This is a genomic window from Sulfitobacter guttiformis (genome assembly GCF_003610455.1).
GTDB classification, from domain to species: Bacteria; Pseudomonadota; Alphaproteobacteria; order Rhodobacterales; family Rhodobacteraceae; genus Sulfitobacter; species Sulfitobacter guttiformis.
Genome location: NZ_RAQK01000001.1, coordinates 541379 through 558736, shown reverse-complemented (window position 1 = coordinate 558736; position 17358 = coordinate 541379). Strand labels below are relative to the sequence as shown.

Sequence of the window (17358 nt, the reverse complement as noted above, 5' to 3'; positions counted from 1 at the left end):
CATGATTAACCCTTCAGAGCCACAGTCCGACGCGGGCTCCGTACCTGCGCGCATCGACAGCCCGTTGAAGCGCGTCGCCAAGGAGTTCGTGGAAGATAAGGTTGCAGTTATTGGCCTCATTCTCTTTGTTGCGATTGCATTCATTGCGCTCGCCGCGCCTTGGTTGGCCCCACAGAACCCATATGACCTTGCGCAGCTGGACATAATGGATGGCGGTCTGCCACCGGGCGAGACAAGCTTTGGCGGGCAGGTCTATCTATTGGGCACTGACCAGCAGGGGCGCGATATGGTCTCTGCTATTATGTACGGTTTGCGCGTCAGCCTTCTGGTGGCATCGGTGTCTCTCGGGATTGCTATCACAGTCGGTACTATCGTGGGCGTCACGGCGGCCTATTTTGGTGGCAGGCTGGATTCGTTCATCATGCGTGTTGTTGATTTGCAGCTGTCGTTTCCCTCGATTCTGATTGCGTTGATCCTGCTGGCGCTGCTGGGGCGGGGGGTGGATAAAGTCATTCTGGCACTGGTGATCGTTCAGTGGGCGTATTACGCCCGCACTGTGCGCAGCTCCGCGATCGTAGAGCGGCGCAAGGATTACATTGATGCGGCGCAATGCTTGGCGCTGTCGAGCAGGCGGATCATGTTCCGCCACCTTCTACCCAATTGTGTGCCCTCGTTGATTGTCGTGGCGACTGTGCAGATCGCACAGGCGATTGCACTTGAGGCTACATTGTCGTTTCTCGGAGTGGGCGTGCCCATTACGGAGCCTTCGCTGGGGCTGCTGATTGCCAACGGCTACGATTATCTATTGTCGGGGCGCTACTGGATCAGCCTGTTTCCGGGCATCGCACTTGTCCTGACCATTATCGCAATCAATGTCGTCGGCGACCGTTTGCGCGACATTCTTAATCCGCGGCTGCAAAAATGACAAAACTTCTGGAAATCCGCGATCTGAATACGCATTTCTTTACCCGTGATGGCGTGGCAAAGGCGGTCGATGGCGTCAGCCTGACGTTGGAGCGGGGCGAGATACTGGGCTTGGTCGGTGAATCCGGCTCTGGCAAATCTGTGACAGGCTTCTCGATCCTCGGACTGGTTGATGCACCGGGGCGGGTTGTGTCAGGGCAGGTCATATTTGACGGCTCCGATCTGGTCGCCGGTGGCGAGCGCGCAATGCGAAGCCTGCGCGGCAAACGGATCGCAATGATCTTTCAGGATCCGATGATGACGTTGAACCCCGTCTTGCGCATCGACACACAAATGGTTGAAGCGGTGCGCGCGCACGACAGGGTGTCCTACAAAGAGGCACTGCGCCGCGCAAGAGAGGCGCTTGTGTCTGTCGGCATCTCCTCACCGGACGAGCGGCTGCAATCCTATCCGCACCAGTTTTCGGGGGGTATGCGACAGCGTGTTGCGATTGCTATTGCCCTTTTGCACAAACCCGACCTGATTATTGCGGATGAGCCGACCACCGCCCTCGATGTGACCATTCAGGCGCAGATCCTGTCCGAAGTGCAGTCGCTATGCGCGAATTCGGGGACGTCACTCATTTGGATCACTCATGATTTGGCGGTTGTTTCGGGTCTCGCGGACAGGTTGGCAGTAATGTACGCAGGCCGGATCATTGAGGAGGGGCCGACCGCCGACGTGATCGCAAATCCTGCGCATCCCTATACAAAAGGCCTGATCGAGAGTGTTCCACAGGGTAAGAAACACGGTGCTCTGCTTTCGCAGATCAAGGGGATGACACCCTCGCTGCTTCGTCTGCCGCAGGGATGCAAGTTCAGCCCGCGCTGTCCACGTGCCACAGCCGAATGTAATGTTGAGCCAGCGCTGGAAACTGTGCAGGAGGGCCGGATGGTCCGTTGCATCCACCCCCATACAACCCCCGCAACCATGGAGGCCTCCGCTCGATGACCATGCCGCCCATCCTTACCATCAACAATGTCTCGCGGCGGTTTGTCAAAGAACTGGATATCGCGGAGCGGACAGCGCGCAAGCTGGGGGCTTCAATCGAGGCACAGACTGTACATGCGGTAGACAGCGTCCAGCTGTCCGTCCGATCCGGCGAGGTGTTGGGCCTGGTTGGGGAATCCGGGTGCGGTAAATCAACGCTGGGCCGGATGGTGGCGGGACTCCTCAGGCCGAGCGAAGGCCAAATTGAGTACCACGGCCGTGACGTTGCCACCCTGAAAGGCGCCGAGGCGCATCAGGCAGCGCTGCGCATCCAGATGATATTTCAAGATCCGATGTCCTCGCTCAATCCTCGGCTGAGAGTCCGCGATATCATTGGTGAGGCTCCCCGTGTCCATGGCATTGTCCCGAAGGCCGAGGTGTCGGAATATGTAGAGGGGTTACTAGAGCAGGTCGGGCTTGATCCCTCAACCAGCAAGCGGTACCCGCACCAGTTTTCCGGTGGTCAGCGGGCGCGGATCGGCATTGCGCGCGCTCTTGCTGTCAAGCCGGATTTCCTTGTTTGCGACGAATCCGTTGCGGCCCTTGATGTGTCTATACAGGCGCAGGTTCTGAACCTTTTTGTGAAGCTCAGAGAAGACTTCAACCTGACTTATCTGTTCATTAGCCATGACCTTGGTGTGGTCGAACACATCTCCGACAGGATTGCGGTGATGTATCTGGGGCGGTTGGTTGAACTTGGCGATGCGGAGGATTTGCTCGCGCGCCCCAACCATCCTTATACCGCTGCTCTGGTTGCAGAAATTCCGACATTCGAGGTGGGCAAGAAGGTGTACTCTGCGATCAAGGGCGAGATACCGTCCCCGATGCGTCCGCCACCCGGCTGCCATTTCCATCCGCGATGTCCGCACGCGCACGAGCGGTGCCGCGTCGAGGTACCTGCCTTGCGCGAGGTGGCGCCCGGACGCTTGTCCGCATGTCACCTGAACGATGACACCAGCAGGGCATAGCGGCCATTCCTTTTTCAAAAACATGACCTCCATGGAGACCCAAAATGCAGAATGAAAATCCGATCTGGTCGCTTGTCGAAGAGAAGCGCGCGGCCTTTATCGGCTTGGCTGATCGTGTGTTCGATACGCCTGAAGTAGCCTATACCGAAACCCGCTCCTGCGCCGCCCACACCGAGATGCTACGCGAGCAGGGGTTCAGAGTACACGAAGGTATCGCAGGCATCCCCACCGCAGTAATGGGTGAAGCGGGCGAAGGTGGGCCTGTGATCGCCATTCTGGGCGAGTATGATGCCCTGCCGGGGCTAAGTCAGGAACCCGGCGTTGCAGAGCCACGCCAGATTGGTAACGCAGGCTACGGCCATGGTTGCGGTCATAACCTTCTGGGGTCAGCAGCGATGTCTGCTGCAACCGCGGTCAAGGATTGGCTGGAGGCGGAGGGCATCAAGGGTCGCATCCGCTATTACGGGTGTCCTGCAGAGGAGGGCGGCGCTGCTAAAACCTACATGGTTCGGGACGGATTGTTCGATGATGTCGACATCGCAATTACGTGGCATCCGGCCAGTTTCAATGCGGTTGACGATATGCGCTCGCTCGCCAATACGCGAATTGATTTCACCTTTACCGGCAAGGCCGCTCATGCTGCTGCTGCGCCGGAATTGGGGCGCTCTGCGCTGGATTCCGTCGAGCTTATGAATATTGGCGTCAACTATATGCGCGAGCATATGCCCGACGCCGCCCGCATTCACTATGCCTATCTGGATGCGGGTGGCGAGGCGCCCAACGTGGTGCAGGCCAACGCCACGGTCCGCCATCTGATCCGGAGTCCAAGTCTGGGAGGGCTGGAAGCGCTGGTGCAGCGGGTCCGTGATGTAGCTCAAGGCGCGGCGCTTATGTCCGGCACGACAGTATCTTCCAAAGTGTTCTCAGCGGTATCCAACCTCACCTGCAACCTGCCATTGTCTGTAGCGATGCAGGCAGAGTTCGATGCTTTGGGTCCTGTCGCCTTTGATGCGCAGGACATTGCCTTTGCCCGCGACATTCGCAAAACATTGGGCCGCGATGATATTGCCGATACTTTTGAGCGGTTGGCCATGAAGCCTGATTATGATCTGCCACTATGTGATTTTATCGCACCGTTGGACCGGCCGTTTATGGGCGGAATGGGGTCTACCGACGTCGGTGATGTGAGTTGGGCGGTGCCGACCGTTCAGGCGCGTGTTACAACGTGTGCTGTGGGAACTGCGTTGCACAGTTGGCAACAAACAGCGCAGGGAAAGGTGCCGGCAGCCCATAAGGGTATGCTGCATGCGGCAAAGCTGATGGCCGCAACTGCAAGGGCAGCAATCTGTGACAGCAAGTTGCGCGAGGCGGCAAAAAAAGCCCATGCAGAACACTTGGCCGAGCATCCCTATTCTTGTCCAATTCCCCCTGAGACCAATCCACCGATCATTCAGAGCTAGTCCAAAGGCACCTCGTCCGATTTTGCTGACCGCGAAAAGGCCTCGGCACAGAATGGCGAAGCAAGCACATAAAACAGTGTGCTTGGTTTGATGCGCTACTGAGCGGGATGCCGTCGGTCAGGGGTCTGATGACCTGATTGAGCATTTGTTCCGGCGCGATTTTGCGCCGGTTCCTTACGGGGAGGATATTTACCTGTCCCGCTTCAGTCCTTTCGGTCAATTCACAGACAGGTTGAGACACCTCAGTATGTCGTGGATAAACACACGGTTCTGTGATCAGCTAACAGCTGCGTCCCGCGACCAGTCCCTATCTCACCGGTTTTCCCCGCCAGATAAGCGATTTGTTGTTGAGCTTCACAAGATTTTCACGGCCTTCCACAATAGATTCACACAAGCGCAGCGCACGCATCGCCTGATCACGCGAAAGGTTTTTGTAGGCCGGCCGCGCAATGTGATCGAACCATGGTCCGCCACAGACATTGTCCAGAACGATGCGCTGAAAGCAGTGGTCATTCCGCACAGGCCAATTTGCCGCCCCTTCACGCGCCATTTTTGGCATCACTTCTTTAGTCAGCATCATATAGCGGCTGACAAGGTCAGCGGTGCGGTGCATTTCGCTCTCTTTCATATTTGCGCGTAATCCATCGTTTGCTTCAGAATGTGCGGGATTTGCTTTCTGACTTTGAAGAATCCGGCTGTTGCATGGGGCCAGATCAGCATGTCCCAATCCCGCCTTTGCTCACACAGGGTTATGCCATGCGCCGCAAGGATAGGCTGGGCCGCGTCGAGCCAATCGCGCAGCGGGCCGTGCGTGACATATGGTGTGAAAATCTGCTTTGCTTTAGCAGCTGCCGCCCAAGCGACAAGACCAGCGGGGTCGGTCGCGCAGAGCGTATCCGTAGTCTTGCCCAGTCGTGCCGCTGCATCTTGGAGCGCCATGTTTTCAAACCGCGAAACGGCGCCCGAAACGGGCCTTGGTGATCGTAAATGACTAGTAGCCAGTGTGGCTGTTGAACAGATGTCCATGCCCGCAGTATCAAAATCCTCGACTAGACAATCCTCGACAGTAACCAAAAGGGCCGTGGGTACATTGGATTTGACAGATTGGATGTCCCGCATCGCCTGAACCGTAGGCAGGCCGTCTGGCTCTGATGCTTCCAAGCCTCTTGTCACCGTTGCCAGTTCCGCACGTGTAGGGGTAAAGCGACCGTTGGTGAATGTTGCAATGTTGTCATGGCGGGCAGGATAAGGCTTGCCGCGGGTATGTAGGCCTGCCGCCCAACGCCAGTTCAGGGTGTTTGCCGCCGCATCACCGTCAAGCAGATGCCGATAAAAGAAATCCGCCCCCAGTCGCCAAGGCAGTTCAAGCGTAAAAATCCAGATGGATGCAAACCACATTCGTGCATGGTTGTGCAGATATCCCGTCCCAACAAGTTCCTGGGCCCAGCTGTCAAAGCAGGCGAGGCCTGTGTTGCCGGTCTCGGCAAGCTCGAGATCGCGGCGCAGGCGGCGGTCCCGTTTCAAAGCGACCAAATCGGTATTTCGTCCAGTTACGTAACTGTGCCAAACATTCGGGCGCCGTTCCAGCCACCCTTTGTAATATCCGCGCCAGATCACTTCTTCGATAAACTTTGACGCATCATCGGGACCGTGCGCAGCAAGGGCAGCCATAATCACCTCTCTTTCCGTGATCAGGCGGCAACGGATGTAGGGCGACAGCATCGATACGTCATTATGGCGACCGGGCCCGCAATCGTAATTGCGGCCCGTCTCGTAACGCGTCCCCATACTTGCGGCAAAGGACGTCATTGCCATCTTGCCTGCGGAACGAGTCGCGATATGCTCGGTCATTGGTGCAAAGCCCCTTAATTCATCAGATCTTCGAACAGACCATGATAACGCCGATGCTGCGCCTTGTCGTTTGCATGGCGGCCTTTACCGTCATACCAAGGTGCATTGTTGGTATCGATGGTGGCAAGATTTTCGGACGGGCGGTCCAACTTGTTGACGTCGGTAAAATTGATTTTTGTGCCGGACATTTGGGCCTCCTTGGGAATGGTCTAGGTGCTAATATTACGTCTCGAACCGCCAATTGGTTCTATTTTAGATGGATTGGTCTTCAGCCTCTGCGCGCCGACGAGGCACGATTTGCGAAGTGCTGCGCGCTGGAAATGAGCGGGCGGAGTATAAGGTGCTACCCCAAAGACCCATTAGCCGGATCGATAATTCGGTCTTGGTTATAATGGAGTTTTCGCATGTTTGTTAGGCTTCAGGGTGGCCCTTGTTGGTCTTTTGGATCACCAGTTTTTACCCGTTCGATGATCTGCGGTTATGCCTAATGAGGTGCGGTAATTTGTCCGAAAGGGTTTTGGTTGGCCTAACGTTGTTTTCGGCTTTTGAGTGCTATTCAAAGGGCACCCAATCGTATCCGGTCTTATAATTTCTTTTTAAAATCAGGAGGAGACCGGCTCGGGGGGGGGGCATTTGACGATAGTGCAAGCCTTCACTTTTTTTTCCCGTGAGATACCAAATTGAGCTATTTTGCGTCCGCTTGGGTTTTGTTGAAACCCCGTAAGTGACGAGGGATAGCTGGATTGGTCTTAGCATCACGCTAACCTACTGAGTATCACGCTAACCTACTGTGTATTGAGATTTTGAGGATGGCCCATGCGAAGTACCGGACCCAAGCTGCTTTCCTCGCCGTTTTTTATGGCGGGCGCACTTCTGACGCTAATCCTTGGTCTTCAGGCAACAGGGGCATCTGCTCATGTCCGATGGTTTGTCGATACCAATGTCACAATTGATAATTTTGTAGCTTACAGCATTACCGATATTGAGGTCTTGGTCTGGATCGCGGTCACCTTCGCGTTGGTGGGTACGTCCATCATTTTGGATGCAAAGCTACCGAATGTCCGGATCGTCGGAAGTGAAACCCGTCATGATTTCATTGAAATACTCCGGATATTTACAGGGATGTCGCTGCTTCTGACGGCGTATGAGGGCGCGATTGTTGCTCCTCATTTGATTGCTTACGGAGCGTTCGGAACAAAGCTGATCTTTCTGCAGGCCATTATCGGAATATTGTTCATTGCCAACCGCTTCGTACGTCATGCGGCGATTTTGTTGATTATTCTTCACCTAGGGCTGACGGTTCAATTCGGGATACTCGCAGCGCTTGAATACGTAATCATGATCGGTATTGCGATTTTTCTGTTGATCAACAACTTACCGACCGTCGAATTGCGCCAACAGTACAAGCCGTTCTCGGTCGCGATTATGCGTATTCTCGCAGGTATATCGCTGATCACGCTCGGCCTTGCCGAAAAACTGTTCGGGGCAATTTTGGCCGAGAGCTTCCTCGCAGCAAACCCATGGAATTTCTTGCCTGCGCTTGGGTTTGATTTCTTTACCGACCGCCTGTTTGCACTGTCGGCCGGATTTACGGAAGTTATTTTCGGTATAATCCTCGTTCTAGGCACGACCACGCGCCTAAATGTTCTTGCGCTATCTGTCGTGCTATTGTCCTCTAACATCCTGTTTCTCATTGAGGGCAATAATGAGGCCGCGCTGGTTGAGTTTGTCGGACATATGCCCGTCATCGGCGTTGCTCTCGTGCTTCTTCTTCTGGGGGCAGGGCAGCGTTGGAAGCTGCGCAAGCTTCTCCCCGATTGGCGTAAAAATACAAATTTGAAAACAATTCGGGTCCCCAGTGATGTCTAATATTTCTCTACGCTTCCCCTACCTTATATATCTCAGCATAGCGTCAATTTTGATCGGTGTTATCGCAGCACCGCTTTTTCGCGATCTTCCCGTTCAGGGCGGGGCGGCGGATATGATGGCGCACGAGATGGAGCACGGGATGCTCGAAATTCCCGCACTTGGTGCACCGCAGGTTGATATTGCTGTCGAAAAAGACGCGATGAACGGCTGGAACGTAACGGTAATGACCAATAACTTCACTTTTACGCCGGAAAGGGTTGGAAGTGAAAATGTCGATAACACCGGACACGCGCACCTGTATGTTGATGGAATAAAGATAGCGCGACTTTATAGCCTTCACTTTCATCTGCCACGGTTGCCGGTAGGCGATCATGAAGTCTCTGTAAGCCTCAGCAGCAATGATCATTCATATTATATGATCGACGGCAATGTAATTTCAGCGCGTGCCACGATCACAGAAGATGAAACCGAAATGGATACTGAGTAGATATATTAGCCACCGCCCTGCATGTATGAAAAAGTCCCTTCATATGCCCACTTAGCGGGGTGAGAACGCCTCGCCGGCGCTGTGTACAGCATTGGCGGAATTCAAAAACGGCGAAATTGGGAAATGGCCTGAACAAGATTAAAGAAACGCTTGGAAAAAGGGGCCGTTTAAATGCCTCTGTTTTTCAAGGTAAAATCCAAAATGAACATCGGCAAGAAAAATGGAAACGCGGGCGCACTCGAATGCGCCCGCGTTTTGGTTTTAGGCCTTAAGTGCGGCGAGGACCGCGTCACCGGTGATCGGCAGATGGCGGACACGTGCGCCTGTCGCGCTGAAAATGGCGTTGGCGATGGCGGGCGCGATGACCGTAGTGCCCGGCTCTCCAAGACCTACCGGCACTTCGGTGCTTTCGAGGAATTCAATCTCCATTTCCGGCACGTCAGCCAGACGCAGGGGCGTGTAGGCGCCTAGATTGAGATCAACGACATTGCCGTTTTCAATGCGGGTACCCTCATGGAGTGCCATGGAAAGGCCCCAAAGTGCGGCACCCTCACATTGTGCGCGTGCGCCATCGGGATCGACGACTGTCCCGCAGTCAAAGGCCAGCCACATCTTCTGGACACTGACCTCACCGCTTTCGGCATCCACAGCCACTTGCACAGCGGCGGCTGACCATGTCGGCATGCTGCGCGATTGGCCAAAGGTAGTGGCAATACCAATTGCTGTGCCTTCGGGCAGTTCGGCTTTGCCATATCCCGACATTGCGGCGACGCGTTGCAAGACGGCCGCCTGCCGTGATGCGCCGCCAACTGCGTTGGGGGCGGACCCTGCATTTATTCCCTCGGCTTTGAGATGATCGAGACGGAATTGCAGTGGATCGGCACCGACCCTATGCGCTGCTTCGTCCATGAAGCTTTCAACGGCAAAGTTGGTCCAACCGGGTCCAACCGACCGCAGCCAGCCCGGGCGGAATGTCTGGTTCGCCAGATCGTTTGAAATGGCACGCACGCGGTGCGCCCCTACGGTGTACCAGTGATCGGCCCCGTCGATCGCGAAAGGATCGTATGGCTCGTCGTTCGAACCTTTGGGCATAAAGCCTGGTGCCATTACCTGGGTGGGCCAACCCGCGCTGGCGTGATGCTCCATACCTGTAACTGCTTTTGCATCGTCAAAAGACATCCGTAGCTTTTGCACAGAAGGGGAGCGGATGCTGTCGAACTGGGCGTCTTCCTCGCGGGAGAAGACCAGCTTGACCGGCTTGCCCGCAGCTTTTGACGCCAGTGCGGCAGGTACGATGTAGTCGCCGTTGAGACGACGGCCAAAACCCCCGCCCAACATATAGCTGCGCATGATGATCTTGTCTGCGGGTACCTCAAGTGCGGTTGCCAATGTAGGCAGTATGAGAGACTGCCACTGGTTTCCTGCGTGGGTTTCCCAGATGCCATCGGCGTTCTGGAACACGGTAGCGTTCACCGGCTCCATTTGGAAATGCAGCACGGACTGTGTCGTGTATTCGGCTTCCAGTGTATCGGAGGCGGCATCGAAGACCGCAGAAGTATCAGGCTGCTCGGTGTGCAGAATAGAGCCTGTTTCACCCTGAATGAGTTCACGGCCCCGGGCCTGAATATCGTCCTCGGACACATTGGCGGTTTCGCCTGCTGTCCAGTCGACGCTAATTTCGAGCGATGCAGTGCGCGCGGCATAGAGGGATTCACCCAGAACGACGACCCAACCGGGGACCGTACCAGACGGATCTTCGAGAACGACTGTTTCGAGGTAACCTTTGATCTCTTTTGCTGCGCTGTCGTCAACAGAGTTCACGGATGAGCCGTAGCGCGTTGGCGGGAGCATCGGGACGCCGTAGACCATGCCGTCGATTTTGGCATCAAGGCCGTAGATCGCTTGGCCAGTTGTTTTCATGTCAAGATCGAGCGGATGCACGTCCTGTCCGACAAGGCGCAGGTCAGCATGCGGCTTCAACGGAAGCGCCGCCAGCTCATCCTCGGAGAAGGAGCGGTCGATGCCTTCCGCTACGAGATCACCGTAGCTGATGGTCTGGGTGCCGTCGGTTATCATGCCGTCGCGTACAGTCAACTTCGATGCGTCAACGCCCCATTTTGCGGCAGCAGCTTCGATCAGGGCAGTACGGCCAGCGGCCCCCGCCTGACGGTAAACCGGCCAGCTTTGCCAGATAGACCAGCTGCCGCCGGTAACCATGAGGCCCCATTTTTCATCCGTGTCTACATGGGTGATGTGAACGTTTTCCCATGCTACTTCCAACTCATCGGCAAGGATGCGGGCGATTGCGGTGCCAACGTGCTGGCCCATCTCGGCACGTATAATGTTGACGTTGACCTGATTGTCCGCGTCGATCCAATACCACATCGAAGGCTCGAAGGTCTGGCCGTTCGGCGTGACCGGTGTGCCGCTTGGTACTGCGGGGTTCATTGCTGCCTGAGCGGCCTGCGGAAAGCCGAAAGCAACGCCAGCGGCGGTCATGGAGACCAGAAACCCGCGGCGGGTAAGCTGTGGCTTGGTGTCGGAGCCTGAAAGGCGGGACATCAGATTAGTCATTGTTGGAAGCTCCCATTGATGTTGCTGCCGTACGCACGGCCTGACGGATGCGCGAGTAGGTCATGCAGCGGCACAGGTTGCCGGTCATTACCGCGTCGATGTCTTCATCGCTTGGGTTTGGTGTGTCTTTCAGCAATGAAGCTGCTTGCATGATTTGACCTGACTGGCAGTAGCCGCATTGCGGGACCCGCAAATTTCGCCATGCTTCCTGCACGGGATGGTTTCCGTTTTCGTCAAGGCCTTCGATGGTTGTAACTTTCAGGCCCTCGACATCCGACAGATAGGTAATGCACGACCGCGCAGCCGAGCCGTCGATATGTACGGTACAGGCACCGCAGGCACCGATGCCGCAGCCGAACTTTGTGCCGGTCAGACCTACCTCATCGCGGAGCGCCCAAAGCAGCGGCGTGTTTGGGTCGGCGTCGACAGAGACCTGCCGTCCGTTCAATTCGAATTCTATCATTGGATGTTTTTTCCTTTGCGTATGATCTGCAGAAGTTGGGATAATAAAGCCCGTCCTGATTACTCTAACAGAGCATCACGGCGGGCTTTATCAGGGTGCCGGCTATGATCTGCCGGCAGTGTTCTTACGATTTGAGCAGTGCAAGAATCTCTTGCGCAGCAGCCGCGGATGAAGCGGGGTTTTGTCCCGTCACAAGATTGCCATCAGTCAGTACAAAGCTGCTCCAGTCTGCTCCTTTTTCGTAGTGACCGCCATTTTCTTTCAGCATGTCTTCGATCAGAAACGGCACAACCTCGGTGAGGGCCACAGCCTCTTCTTCGGTATTGGTAAAGCCTGTCACGCGACGGCCAGAAACCAGCGGCTTGCCGTCTGCCCCCTGCGTGTGACGGAAAACGGCAGGGGCATGGCAAACTGCCCCGACAGGCAAGTTAGCGGCGGCAAACGCTTCAATCAGGCGCTTACTGTCCGCGTCTTCGGCCAGATCCCACAATGGGCCATGGCCACCTGGATAGAATATAGCGTCAAATCCGCCTTCTGTCACGTCCGAGAGCGTCAGCGTGTCCGCGAGGTGTTTTTGCGCCTCTTTGTCGTTTTTGAAGCGACGTGTGTCATCCGTCTGTGCATCGTCACTATCACTAGACGGATCAATCGGAGGTTGACCGCCTTTTGGTGATGCCAGCATGATCTCTGCGCCCGCATCTTTGAATACGTAATAGGGGGCCGCAAATTCCTCCAGCCAGAAGCCGGTTTTCTTGCCAGTGTCCCCGAGTGTGTCGTGAGATGTGAGAACCATTAGAATTTTCATGTTCGTACCTTTCAATTGCGGCCGACGCGAATGACGCGCTTGCCAAAGTTTTCGCCGCGAAGCAACCCGATGAACGCTTCGGGCGCATTTTCGAGGCCATCAATAATCTCTTCGCGGTATTTGATTTTTCCGCTTTCGACCCAAGCACCCATTTCCTTTGCAAATTCAGGATAGAGGTGGCCGAAATCGTCAAAGACAATGAATCCCTGCATTTTAATCTTTTTGCGAAGAATTTGACCCATGAGCCAGTTCATCCTGTCCGGCCCCTTCGGCAGTGCAGTTGCGTTGTATTGCGATATTAATCCGCAAACAGGCATGCGTGCGTTGGGATTCAGCAGCGGGATAATTGCGTCCAGAACCTTACCGCCGACATTTTCAAAGTAGACGTCAATTCCATCGGGACTTGCCTCGGAGAGCTGTTCAACAAAGTCATCCGCCTTGTGATCGATACAGGCGTCAAATCCTAGTTCATCTACCGCATAGGCGCACTTCTCAGGTCCGCCCGCGATGCCAACGACGCGGCAACCAAGGATTTTACCGATCTGCCCCACAGTGGCCCCGACCGGACCAGTTGCCGCGGCCACGGCGATTGTGTCGTGTGGTTTTGGCGCGCCGATTTTTGTAAGACCGGCCCAAGCGGTGAAGCCGGGCATGCCCATGATCCCAAGCGCCCAGGACGGATGGGAAGGCGTTTTTCCCAGATTTGTGACACCTGCACCATCGCTGAGAGCATAGTCCTGCCAACCACTGAAGCTGAGAACGTAGTCGCCTGTCGAAAAGCCATCGACCCGCGAGGTGACGACCTGTGCAACAGTGCCTCCCTGCATGACACCGTCGATTGGAACCGGAGCTGCATAGGAAGGGGCGTCACTCATATGGCCGCGCATATAAGGGTCAAGCGATAAGAACTGCGTGCGTAGCAACATCTGGCCTGTGGCCGCGGCGGGAACCGTTCCCTCCACCAGACGAAGCGTATCCTTGGTCGGCTCTCCTTCAGGGCGTTCAGCGAGCACGAGTTGGCGGTTTGTGGTGTCGGTCTGTGCCATGTTCGAAGCTCCCTATAGCGCCGCTTCGAGAATGCGGCGGGCGTCCTCGGGTGTGATGACGCCATGCTCGCCGATTGCGGTCATGTTGTGATCTTTTAGAGCGTTGACGATGCGCTCGATTTCGGGTGCGGAGATATCATAATCGCCCAGCCGTGTTTTCATCCCCATTGTCTCAAAGAAGCGGCGGGTGGCGTCGATTGCGGCGTCGATGCGGGCGTCGTCGGATCCGTCGCGTAGATCCCAAACGTTAGCGGCATATTGGAGCAGTTTCTCTCGCTTCGGGCCACGCTGATCGTGCATTAGCGATGGCAGCACAACGGCCAGCGTACGCGCGTGATCTGTATCGTTGAGCGCGGTAATCTCGTGACCGATCATATGGCTTGCCCAGTCTTGCGGCACGCCCGCGCCGATCAGACCGTTCAGGGCCAGCGTGGCGGTCCACATCAGGTTGGCACGGATGTCGTAGTCGCCCGGTGTCTCCAGCGCTTTGGGCCCCAGCTCGATCAGGGTCCGCAGCAGCGTTTCGGCAAAGCCGTCCTGAACACGCGCAGCAACGGGGTAAGTCAGATATTGCTCGATGATGTGAACAAATGCATCGGCGACACCGTTCGCGATCTGCCGTGGTGGCAGCGAGAATGTGATCTCAGGATCCAGCACCGAAAATTGCGGATAGCAGTGCGAGCTCATGAAGGGGAGCTTTGCACCCTTTTCTGCGTGAGTAATCACCGAGGCTGGATTCATCTCTGATCCCGTTGCAGGCAGCGTCAGCACGGTACCAAACGGCAGGGCACCTTTTACGACCGAACCGCGCGAGGTCAGGATGTCCCATGCGTCCCCCTTGTCCGTTGCGGCAGCAGCGATGAATTTTGTGGCGTCGATGACGGACCCGCCGCCAACGGCAAGTAGGAAGGTGATACTTTCCTCGCGGACCAGCTCAACTGCGTTGAGGGCGGTCTCAAAGCGCGGGTTCGGCTCGATCCCGCCGAATTCAATGAGGGTGTGACACGAGAGTGCCTCGCGCACTTGTGACAATACGCCGGTACGCTCAGCACTTCCTCCGCCATAGATGACGAGAACCTTAGCCCCCTTTGGAACCTGATCTTTAAGGTCCGCAATGCGGCCTTTACCAAACAGGATACGGGTCGGATTGCGAAAATCAAAATTGTTCATCGGCTATACCTCTTCGGTCTTTATGTGCAGGCGCACGTCGATGTTGCCGCGGGTTGCGTTGGAATACGGGCAAACCTGATGTGTGGCTTCGACCAGTCGCTGTGCATCGTCGCGGGCCATGCCGGGCAAATGAGCTGTGATATCCAGATCAAGAGCGTAGCCTCCCTCCGAGGTCTGGCCGATGCCAACGTCGATTGTCGTCATGGAACCTGCCGCGTCCAGATTTAGGCGTTTGGCCGTCAACTCCATTGCGCTATCGAAACACGCGGCGTAGCCAAGTGCGAAAAGCTGTTCGGGATTTACCCCAGCTTCCCCGCTGTCAGGGCGCACCATATGTACCGAAAAGCTGCCATCATCAAGTGCTGCGGTCCCCGAACGGCCTCCGGTTGCGCTAGCGGCGGTTTTGTAAAAAATCTTCATGTAATGTCCTTTATTTAATAGACCGGTCGTCTATTAAGCGTGTAAATTTTTTTAGTGTTAGGGCGCTGGAACCAGCATGTTTGTAGCATTCATCGCGGAGTTGAACGGCGCATCACTGTGCGAAACGCTCGCAATCAGGCTGGCGCCAAGCCACATGTGATAGAGCGTTTCCGCTGTTGCTAAGGGGTCTTCAAGAGGCGCGATCGTGCCATCTTTCACACCCTGTTCAAGTGTTTGCACCAGATGCGTCACGATTTCGGATACACCCTTCTGCAAGATGTTGCTCATGTCTCCGGAGAGGTCAGCAACCTCCGCCGATAACTTTACGACCAGACACCGATCTTCGGGGTTTCCACTCAGTTGCTTTTCTTTCCAGCCTTCAAAGTAGGCAAAAACCCGAGCGCGCGCATCCATGTCGGGATGCAACAGAGATGCCTTTAGCACGATGCCATACTGGGTCACAAATTCATCCAGCAGGGCACAACCGTAGGCTTCCTTGGAGGCGAAGTAATGATAGAACGATCCCTTTGGAACACCGGCTTCCTTTAAGAGAGAACTCAGGCCGACGCCTGTATAACCCTGTTGGGCTGTCAGGCGGCGTCCTGTCGTCAGTATCAGAGAGCGGGTGTCGTTTTGTTGTTCCATGAGACATTACTTAGGTCCCATTAGACTGGTCGTCTACCTTTGACTTAGGTTTTTTTGACCACGCACCTGTGAGAGATGATGAAAGCTGCGAGCGGACCAGCGCGCGTTGTTTGAAAATTAAGCTTTTACAATGCTCTAAGGTTAGTTGTTGGGACTTTTTTACTCCGGCAGCAGCATGGGCTGCCATTCGCCTTCACCGGGCAGCCCTTCAATCGCGCGCTCATTCACAACGATGCGGCCATGTGATAAGGTTCTTACGGGCAGCCCGCGAACCGTGGTGCCTTCAAACGGGTTGTAGCCTACATTGTCGTGCAGATCATTAGCGCCGTATGTGTGTGATAGGTCGGGATTCCAGAGGACGATGTCGGCATCATAACCCTCGGCAATGCGTCCTTTCCGCGTTAGGCCAAAGGCATCCGCAGGCGCTGTTGCTGTTAGTCGGGCAAATGCGTTCAAGTCCATGCGCCCTTTACTGACCAATTCATTGAACATTAGGGGCAATCGCGTTTCGAGACCGGGCATGCCGTTGGCGATCTTGTTGAATGGAGCGTCGTTGCCATGGGCAAACTTCCCACTTTCATCCATTCGGTAAGGGGCGTGATCCGATGTTACCAAGCTGATCGTCCCGTCGGCAATTGCATCCCACAGAGCGTCTTGATCGTCGGAGGTTCGCTGCGGAGGTGAACACATGAAGCGGGCAGGGTTGTCTTGTTCCAAAATATCCTCGGTCATGAACAGGTAGTGAGGACAGGTTTCCGCCAATACTTTTACGCCGCGCTTTTGGGATGCGCGAACAATCTGGGCGCCTTCACGTGTTGAGACGTGGAAGATCATGATGCGCGAGTCCGTGAACTCGGCAAAGCGGCACATGCGCTCAATTGCTTCTATCTCGGCCATACGAGGATGGGACTTTGCGTGGTATTTCGGCGCGGTTTTTCCCTCGGCCAAAAGCTTTTCGGTCATGTGGCGGATTAAGCCGTCGTTCTCCGCGTGGAAGCAAACCAGCGCTCCGTCGCGTTTCGCCACAGCCAAAATGTCTAGGATCGATTTATCGTCCTGCCTCACTTTGTCATAGGTCGTGAATATCTTGATTGAGCGGTGGCCCTTCGCGATCATTGCAGGAATATCATCTTCAAGATTGCCATGTGCGGTTTCGGCGACGATCATGTGAAACGCATAGTCAATCAGCGAGCCCTTGCGCGCCAGTTTGGCATAAGCGTCTACGACATCTGTGATTTTGTTGCCGGGGTGTTGCGCAGCAAAGGATATTACGGTCGTGGTACCACCCATCGCGGCAGAGCGTGTAGCAGTCTCAAACGTATCGGCGTTTAACAGGCCCGCACCTGAAACTTGTTCTATATGGCAGTGCGTATCAACACCGCCGGGAAGCGCGATCAGTCCGCGTGCATTGATCGTTGTTTTTGCCCCGTTTCGCAGGTCGGGTCCGACCGCAGCGATGACACCGTCTCGAATGCCGATGTCGGCCTCATCAGCGCCATTCGGGTACACAACGGTGGCCCCTCGGATCAGTGTGTCGAAATCTGCTTCTTTCATATGGTTTCCGCCGCCTAGATTTTGTACTATGAAATACCAAGTGTATACCAAATCCTACAACTTGGAATACATTGCGTGCTCTGGTGTAGAGAA

At 55.4% G+C, this 17358-nt stretch carries 17 protein-coding genes; 6 read left to right on the top strand and 11 right to left on the bottom strand.

From position 1 onward, the window contains the following. The first annotated feature begins 1 nt into the window (after position 1). Genes C8N30_RS02630 through C8N30_RS02615 form a run of 4 tightly spaced genes read left to right on the top strand, consistent with a single transcriptional unit; the run spans position 2 to position 4381 of the window. Entirely contained in the window at positions 2–925 is a 924-nt protein-coding gene (locus C8N30_RS02630; protein ID WP_120222835.1) for an ABC transporter permease, read from the top strand. Further along, positions 922–1914, top strand: coding sequence for an ABC transporter ATP-binding protein (locus tag C8N30_RS02625; protein ID WP_025062941.1), 993 nt, complete (start codon positions 922–924; stop codon positions 1912–1914). The genes C8N30_RS02630 and C8N30_RS02625 overlap by 4 nt, the downstream gene beginning before the upstream one ends. Further along, positions 1911–2921, top strand: a complete 1011-nt coding sequence (locus tag C8N30_RS02620) for an ABC transporter ATP-binding protein (protein ID WP_025062940.1) — start codon at positions 1911–1913, stop codon at positions 2919–2921. Before C8N30_RS02625 ends, C8N30_RS02620 begins: the two co-directional genes overlap by 4 nt. Positions 2922–2965: 44 nt before the next feature. After that, positions 2966–4381 carry a M20 family metallopeptidase gene (locus C8N30_RS02615; RefSeq protein WP_025062939.1) on the top strand — a complete coding sequence of 472 codons (1416 nt, stop codon included), beginning with the start codon at positions 2966–2968 and terminating at the stop codon, positions 4379–4381. A gap of 307 nt (positions 4382–4688) precedes the next feature. Here the strand turns inward: C8N30_RS02615 and C8N30_RS02610 are convergent, their stop codons facing one another. From C8N30_RS02610 to C8N30_RS19245, 3 genes are read right to left on the bottom strand one after another with little or no spacing between them, the layout of a single operon-like run. Further along, positions 4689–4994: a hypothetical protein gene (locus C8N30_RS02610; RefSeq protein WP_025062938.1), complete on the bottom strand. Its 306-nt coding sequence runs from the start codon at positions 4992–4994 to the stop codon at positions 4689–4691. An 11-nt stretch (positions 4995–5005) separates the two neighbouring features. Next, positions 5006–6232 (bottom strand): FAD-binding domain-containing protein, encoded by a 1227-nt coding sequence (locus C8N30_RS02605; protein ID WP_025062937.1) that lies wholly within the window; start codon positions 6230–6232, stop codon positions 5006–5008. A 14-nt stretch (positions 6233–6246) separates the two neighbouring features. Then, on the bottom strand, positions 6247–6420 hold the full coding sequence (locus tag C8N30_RS19245) for a hypothetical protein (protein WP_156949579.1): 174 nt from the start codon (positions 6418–6420) through the stop codon (positions 6247–6249). A 628-nt stretch (positions 6421–7048) separates the two neighbouring features. Between C8N30_RS19245 and C8N30_RS02600 the strand changes: the two genes are divergently transcribed. Beyond that, the gene (locus C8N30_RS02600; protein ID WP_025062936.1) at positions 7049–8101 is read left to right on the top strand and encodes a DoxX family membrane protein; all 1053 of its coding nucleotides are present in this window, start codon (positions 7049–7051) and stop codon (positions 8099–8101) included. After that, positions 8094–8588 carry a hypothetical protein gene (locus tag C8N30_RS02595; protein WP_147419672.1) on the top strand — a complete coding sequence of 165 codons (495 nt, stop codon included), beginning with the start codon at positions 8094–8096 and terminating at the stop codon, positions 8586–8588. The genes C8N30_RS02600 and C8N30_RS02595 overlap by 8 nt, the downstream gene beginning before the upstream one ends. Positions 8589–8849: 261 nt before the next feature. Here C8N30_RS02595 and C8N30_RS02590 read toward each other — a convergent pair whose 3' ends face one another. The 8 genes from C8N30_RS02590 to hydA all read right to left on the bottom strand — a co-directional run bounded on the left by C8N30_RS02590 (position 8850) and on the right by hydA (position 17265). Then, positions 8850–11150 carry a xanthine dehydrogenase family protein molybdopterin-binding subunit gene (locus C8N30_RS02590; RefSeq protein WP_025062934.1) on the bottom strand — a complete coding sequence of 767 codons (2301 nt, stop codon included), beginning with the start codon at positions 11148–11150 and terminating at the stop codon, positions 8850–8852. 4 nt (positions 11151–11154) lie between these two features. Further along, positions 11155–11625: a (2Fe-2S)-binding protein gene (locus tag C8N30_RS02585; RefSeq protein ID WP_025062933.1), complete on the bottom strand. Its 471-nt coding sequence runs from the start codon at positions 11623–11625 to the stop codon at positions 11155–11157. A 124-nt stretch (positions 11626–11749) separates the two neighbouring features. Then, positions 11750–12430: a type 1 glutamine amidotransferase domain-containing protein gene (locus C8N30_RS02580; protein ID WP_025062932.1), complete on the bottom strand. Its 681-nt coding sequence runs from the start codon at positions 12428–12430 to the stop codon at positions 11750–11752. 11 nt (positions 12431–12441) lie between these two features. Beyond that, on the bottom strand, positions 12442–13476 hold the full coding sequence (locus C8N30_RS02575) for an NADP-dependent oxidoreductase (RefSeq protein ID WP_025062931.1): 1035 nt from the start codon (positions 13474–13476) through the stop codon (positions 12442–12444). 12 nt (positions 13477–13488) lie between these two features. After that, the gene (locus C8N30_RS02570) at positions 13489–14646 is read right to left on the bottom strand and encodes an iron-containing alcohol dehydrogenase (protein WP_025062930.1); all 1158 of its coding nucleotides are present in this window, start codon (positions 14644–14646) and stop codon (positions 13489–13491) included. A gap of 3 nt (positions 14647–14649) precedes the next feature. Continuing rightward, positions 14650–15066 (bottom strand): organic hydroperoxide resistance protein, encoded by a 417-nt coding sequence (locus C8N30_RS02565; RefSeq protein ID WP_025062929.1) that lies wholly within the window; start codon positions 15064–15066, stop codon positions 14650–14652. 57 nt (positions 15067–15123) lie between these two features. Then, positions 15124–15711: a TetR/AcrR family transcriptional regulator gene (locus C8N30_RS02560; RefSeq protein ID WP_025062928.1), complete on the bottom strand. Its 588-nt coding sequence runs from the start codon at positions 15709–15711 to the stop codon at positions 15124–15126. Between the two features lie 159 nt (positions 15712–15870). Next, positions 15871–17265 carry a dihydropyrimidinase gene (hydA, locus tag C8N30_RS02555; RefSeq protein WP_025062927.1) on the bottom strand — a complete coding sequence of 465 codons (1395 nt, stop codon included), beginning with the start codon at positions 17263–17265 and terminating at the stop codon, positions 15871–15873. Positions 17266–17358 lie beyond the last annotated feature (93 nt).

Bases quoted from the DNA above. Each gene is read 5' to 3' on its own strand.
- C8N30_RS02590 (WP_025062934.1), bottom strand. From the start codon at position 11,150: ATGTCCCGCCTTTCAGGCTCCGACACCAAGCCACAGCTTACCCGCCGC.
- C8N30_RS02615 (WP_025062939.1), top strand. From the start codon at position 2,966: ATGCAGAATGAAAATCCGATCTGGTCGCTTGTCGAAGAGAAGCGCGCG.
- C8N30_RS02580 (WP_025062932.1), bottom strand. From the start codon at position 12,430: ATGAAAATTCTAATGGTTCTCACATCTCACGACACACTCGGGGACACT.
- hydA (WP_025062927.1), bottom strand. From the start codon at position 17,265: ATGAAAGAAGCAGATTTCGACACACTGATCCGAGGGGCCACCGTTGTG.
- C8N30_RS02630 (WP_120222835.1), top strand. From the start codon at position 2: ATGATTAACCCTTCAGAGCCACAGTCCGACGCGGGCTCCGTACCTGCG.
- C8N30_RS02585 (WP_025062933.1), bottom strand. From the start codon at position 11,625: ATGATAGAATTCGAATTGAACGGACGGCAGGTCTCTGTCGACGCCGAC.
- C8N30_RS19245 (WP_156949579.1), bottom strand. From the start codon at position 6,420: ATGTCCGGCACAAAAATCAATTTTACCGACGTCAACAAGTTGGACCGC.
- C8N30_RS02565 (WP_025062929.1), bottom strand. From the start codon at position 15,066: ATGAAGATTTTTTACAAAACCGCCGCTAGCGCAACCGGAGGCCGTTCG.
- C8N30_RS02575 (WP_025062931.1), bottom strand. From the start codon at position 13,476: ATGGCACAGACCGACACCACAAACCGCCAACTCGTGCTCGCTGAACGC.
- C8N30_RS02595 (WP_147419672.1), top strand. From the start codon at position 8,094: ATGTCTAATATTTCTCTACGCTTCCCCTACCTTATATATCTCAGCATA.
- C8N30_RS02570 (WP_025062930.1), bottom strand. From the start codon at position 14,646: ATGAACAATTTTGATTTTCGCAATCCGACCCGTATCCTGTTTGGTAAA.
- C8N30_RS02560 (WP_025062928.1), bottom strand. From the start codon at position 15,711: ATGGAACAACAAAACGACACCCGCTCTCTGATACTGACGACAGGACGC.
- C8N30_RS02620 (WP_025062940.1), top strand. From the start codon at position 1,911: ATGACCATGCCGCCCATCCTTACCATCAACAATGTCTCGCGGCGGTTT.
- C8N30_RS02605 (WP_025062937.1), bottom strand. From the start codon at position 6,232: ATGACCGAGCATATCGCGACTCGTTCCGCAGGCAAGATGGCAATGACG.
- C8N30_RS02625 (WP_025062941.1), top strand. From the start codon at position 922: ATGACAAAACTTCTGGAAATCCGCGATCTGAATACGCATTTCTTTACC.
- C8N30_RS02600 (WP_025062936.1), top strand. From the start codon at position 7,049: ATGCGAAGTACCGGACCCAAGCTGCTTTCCTCGCCGTTTTTTATGGCG.
- C8N30_RS02610 (WP_025062938.1), bottom strand. From the start codon at position 4,994: ATGCACCGCACCGCTGACCTTGTCAGCCGCTATATGATGCTGACTAAA.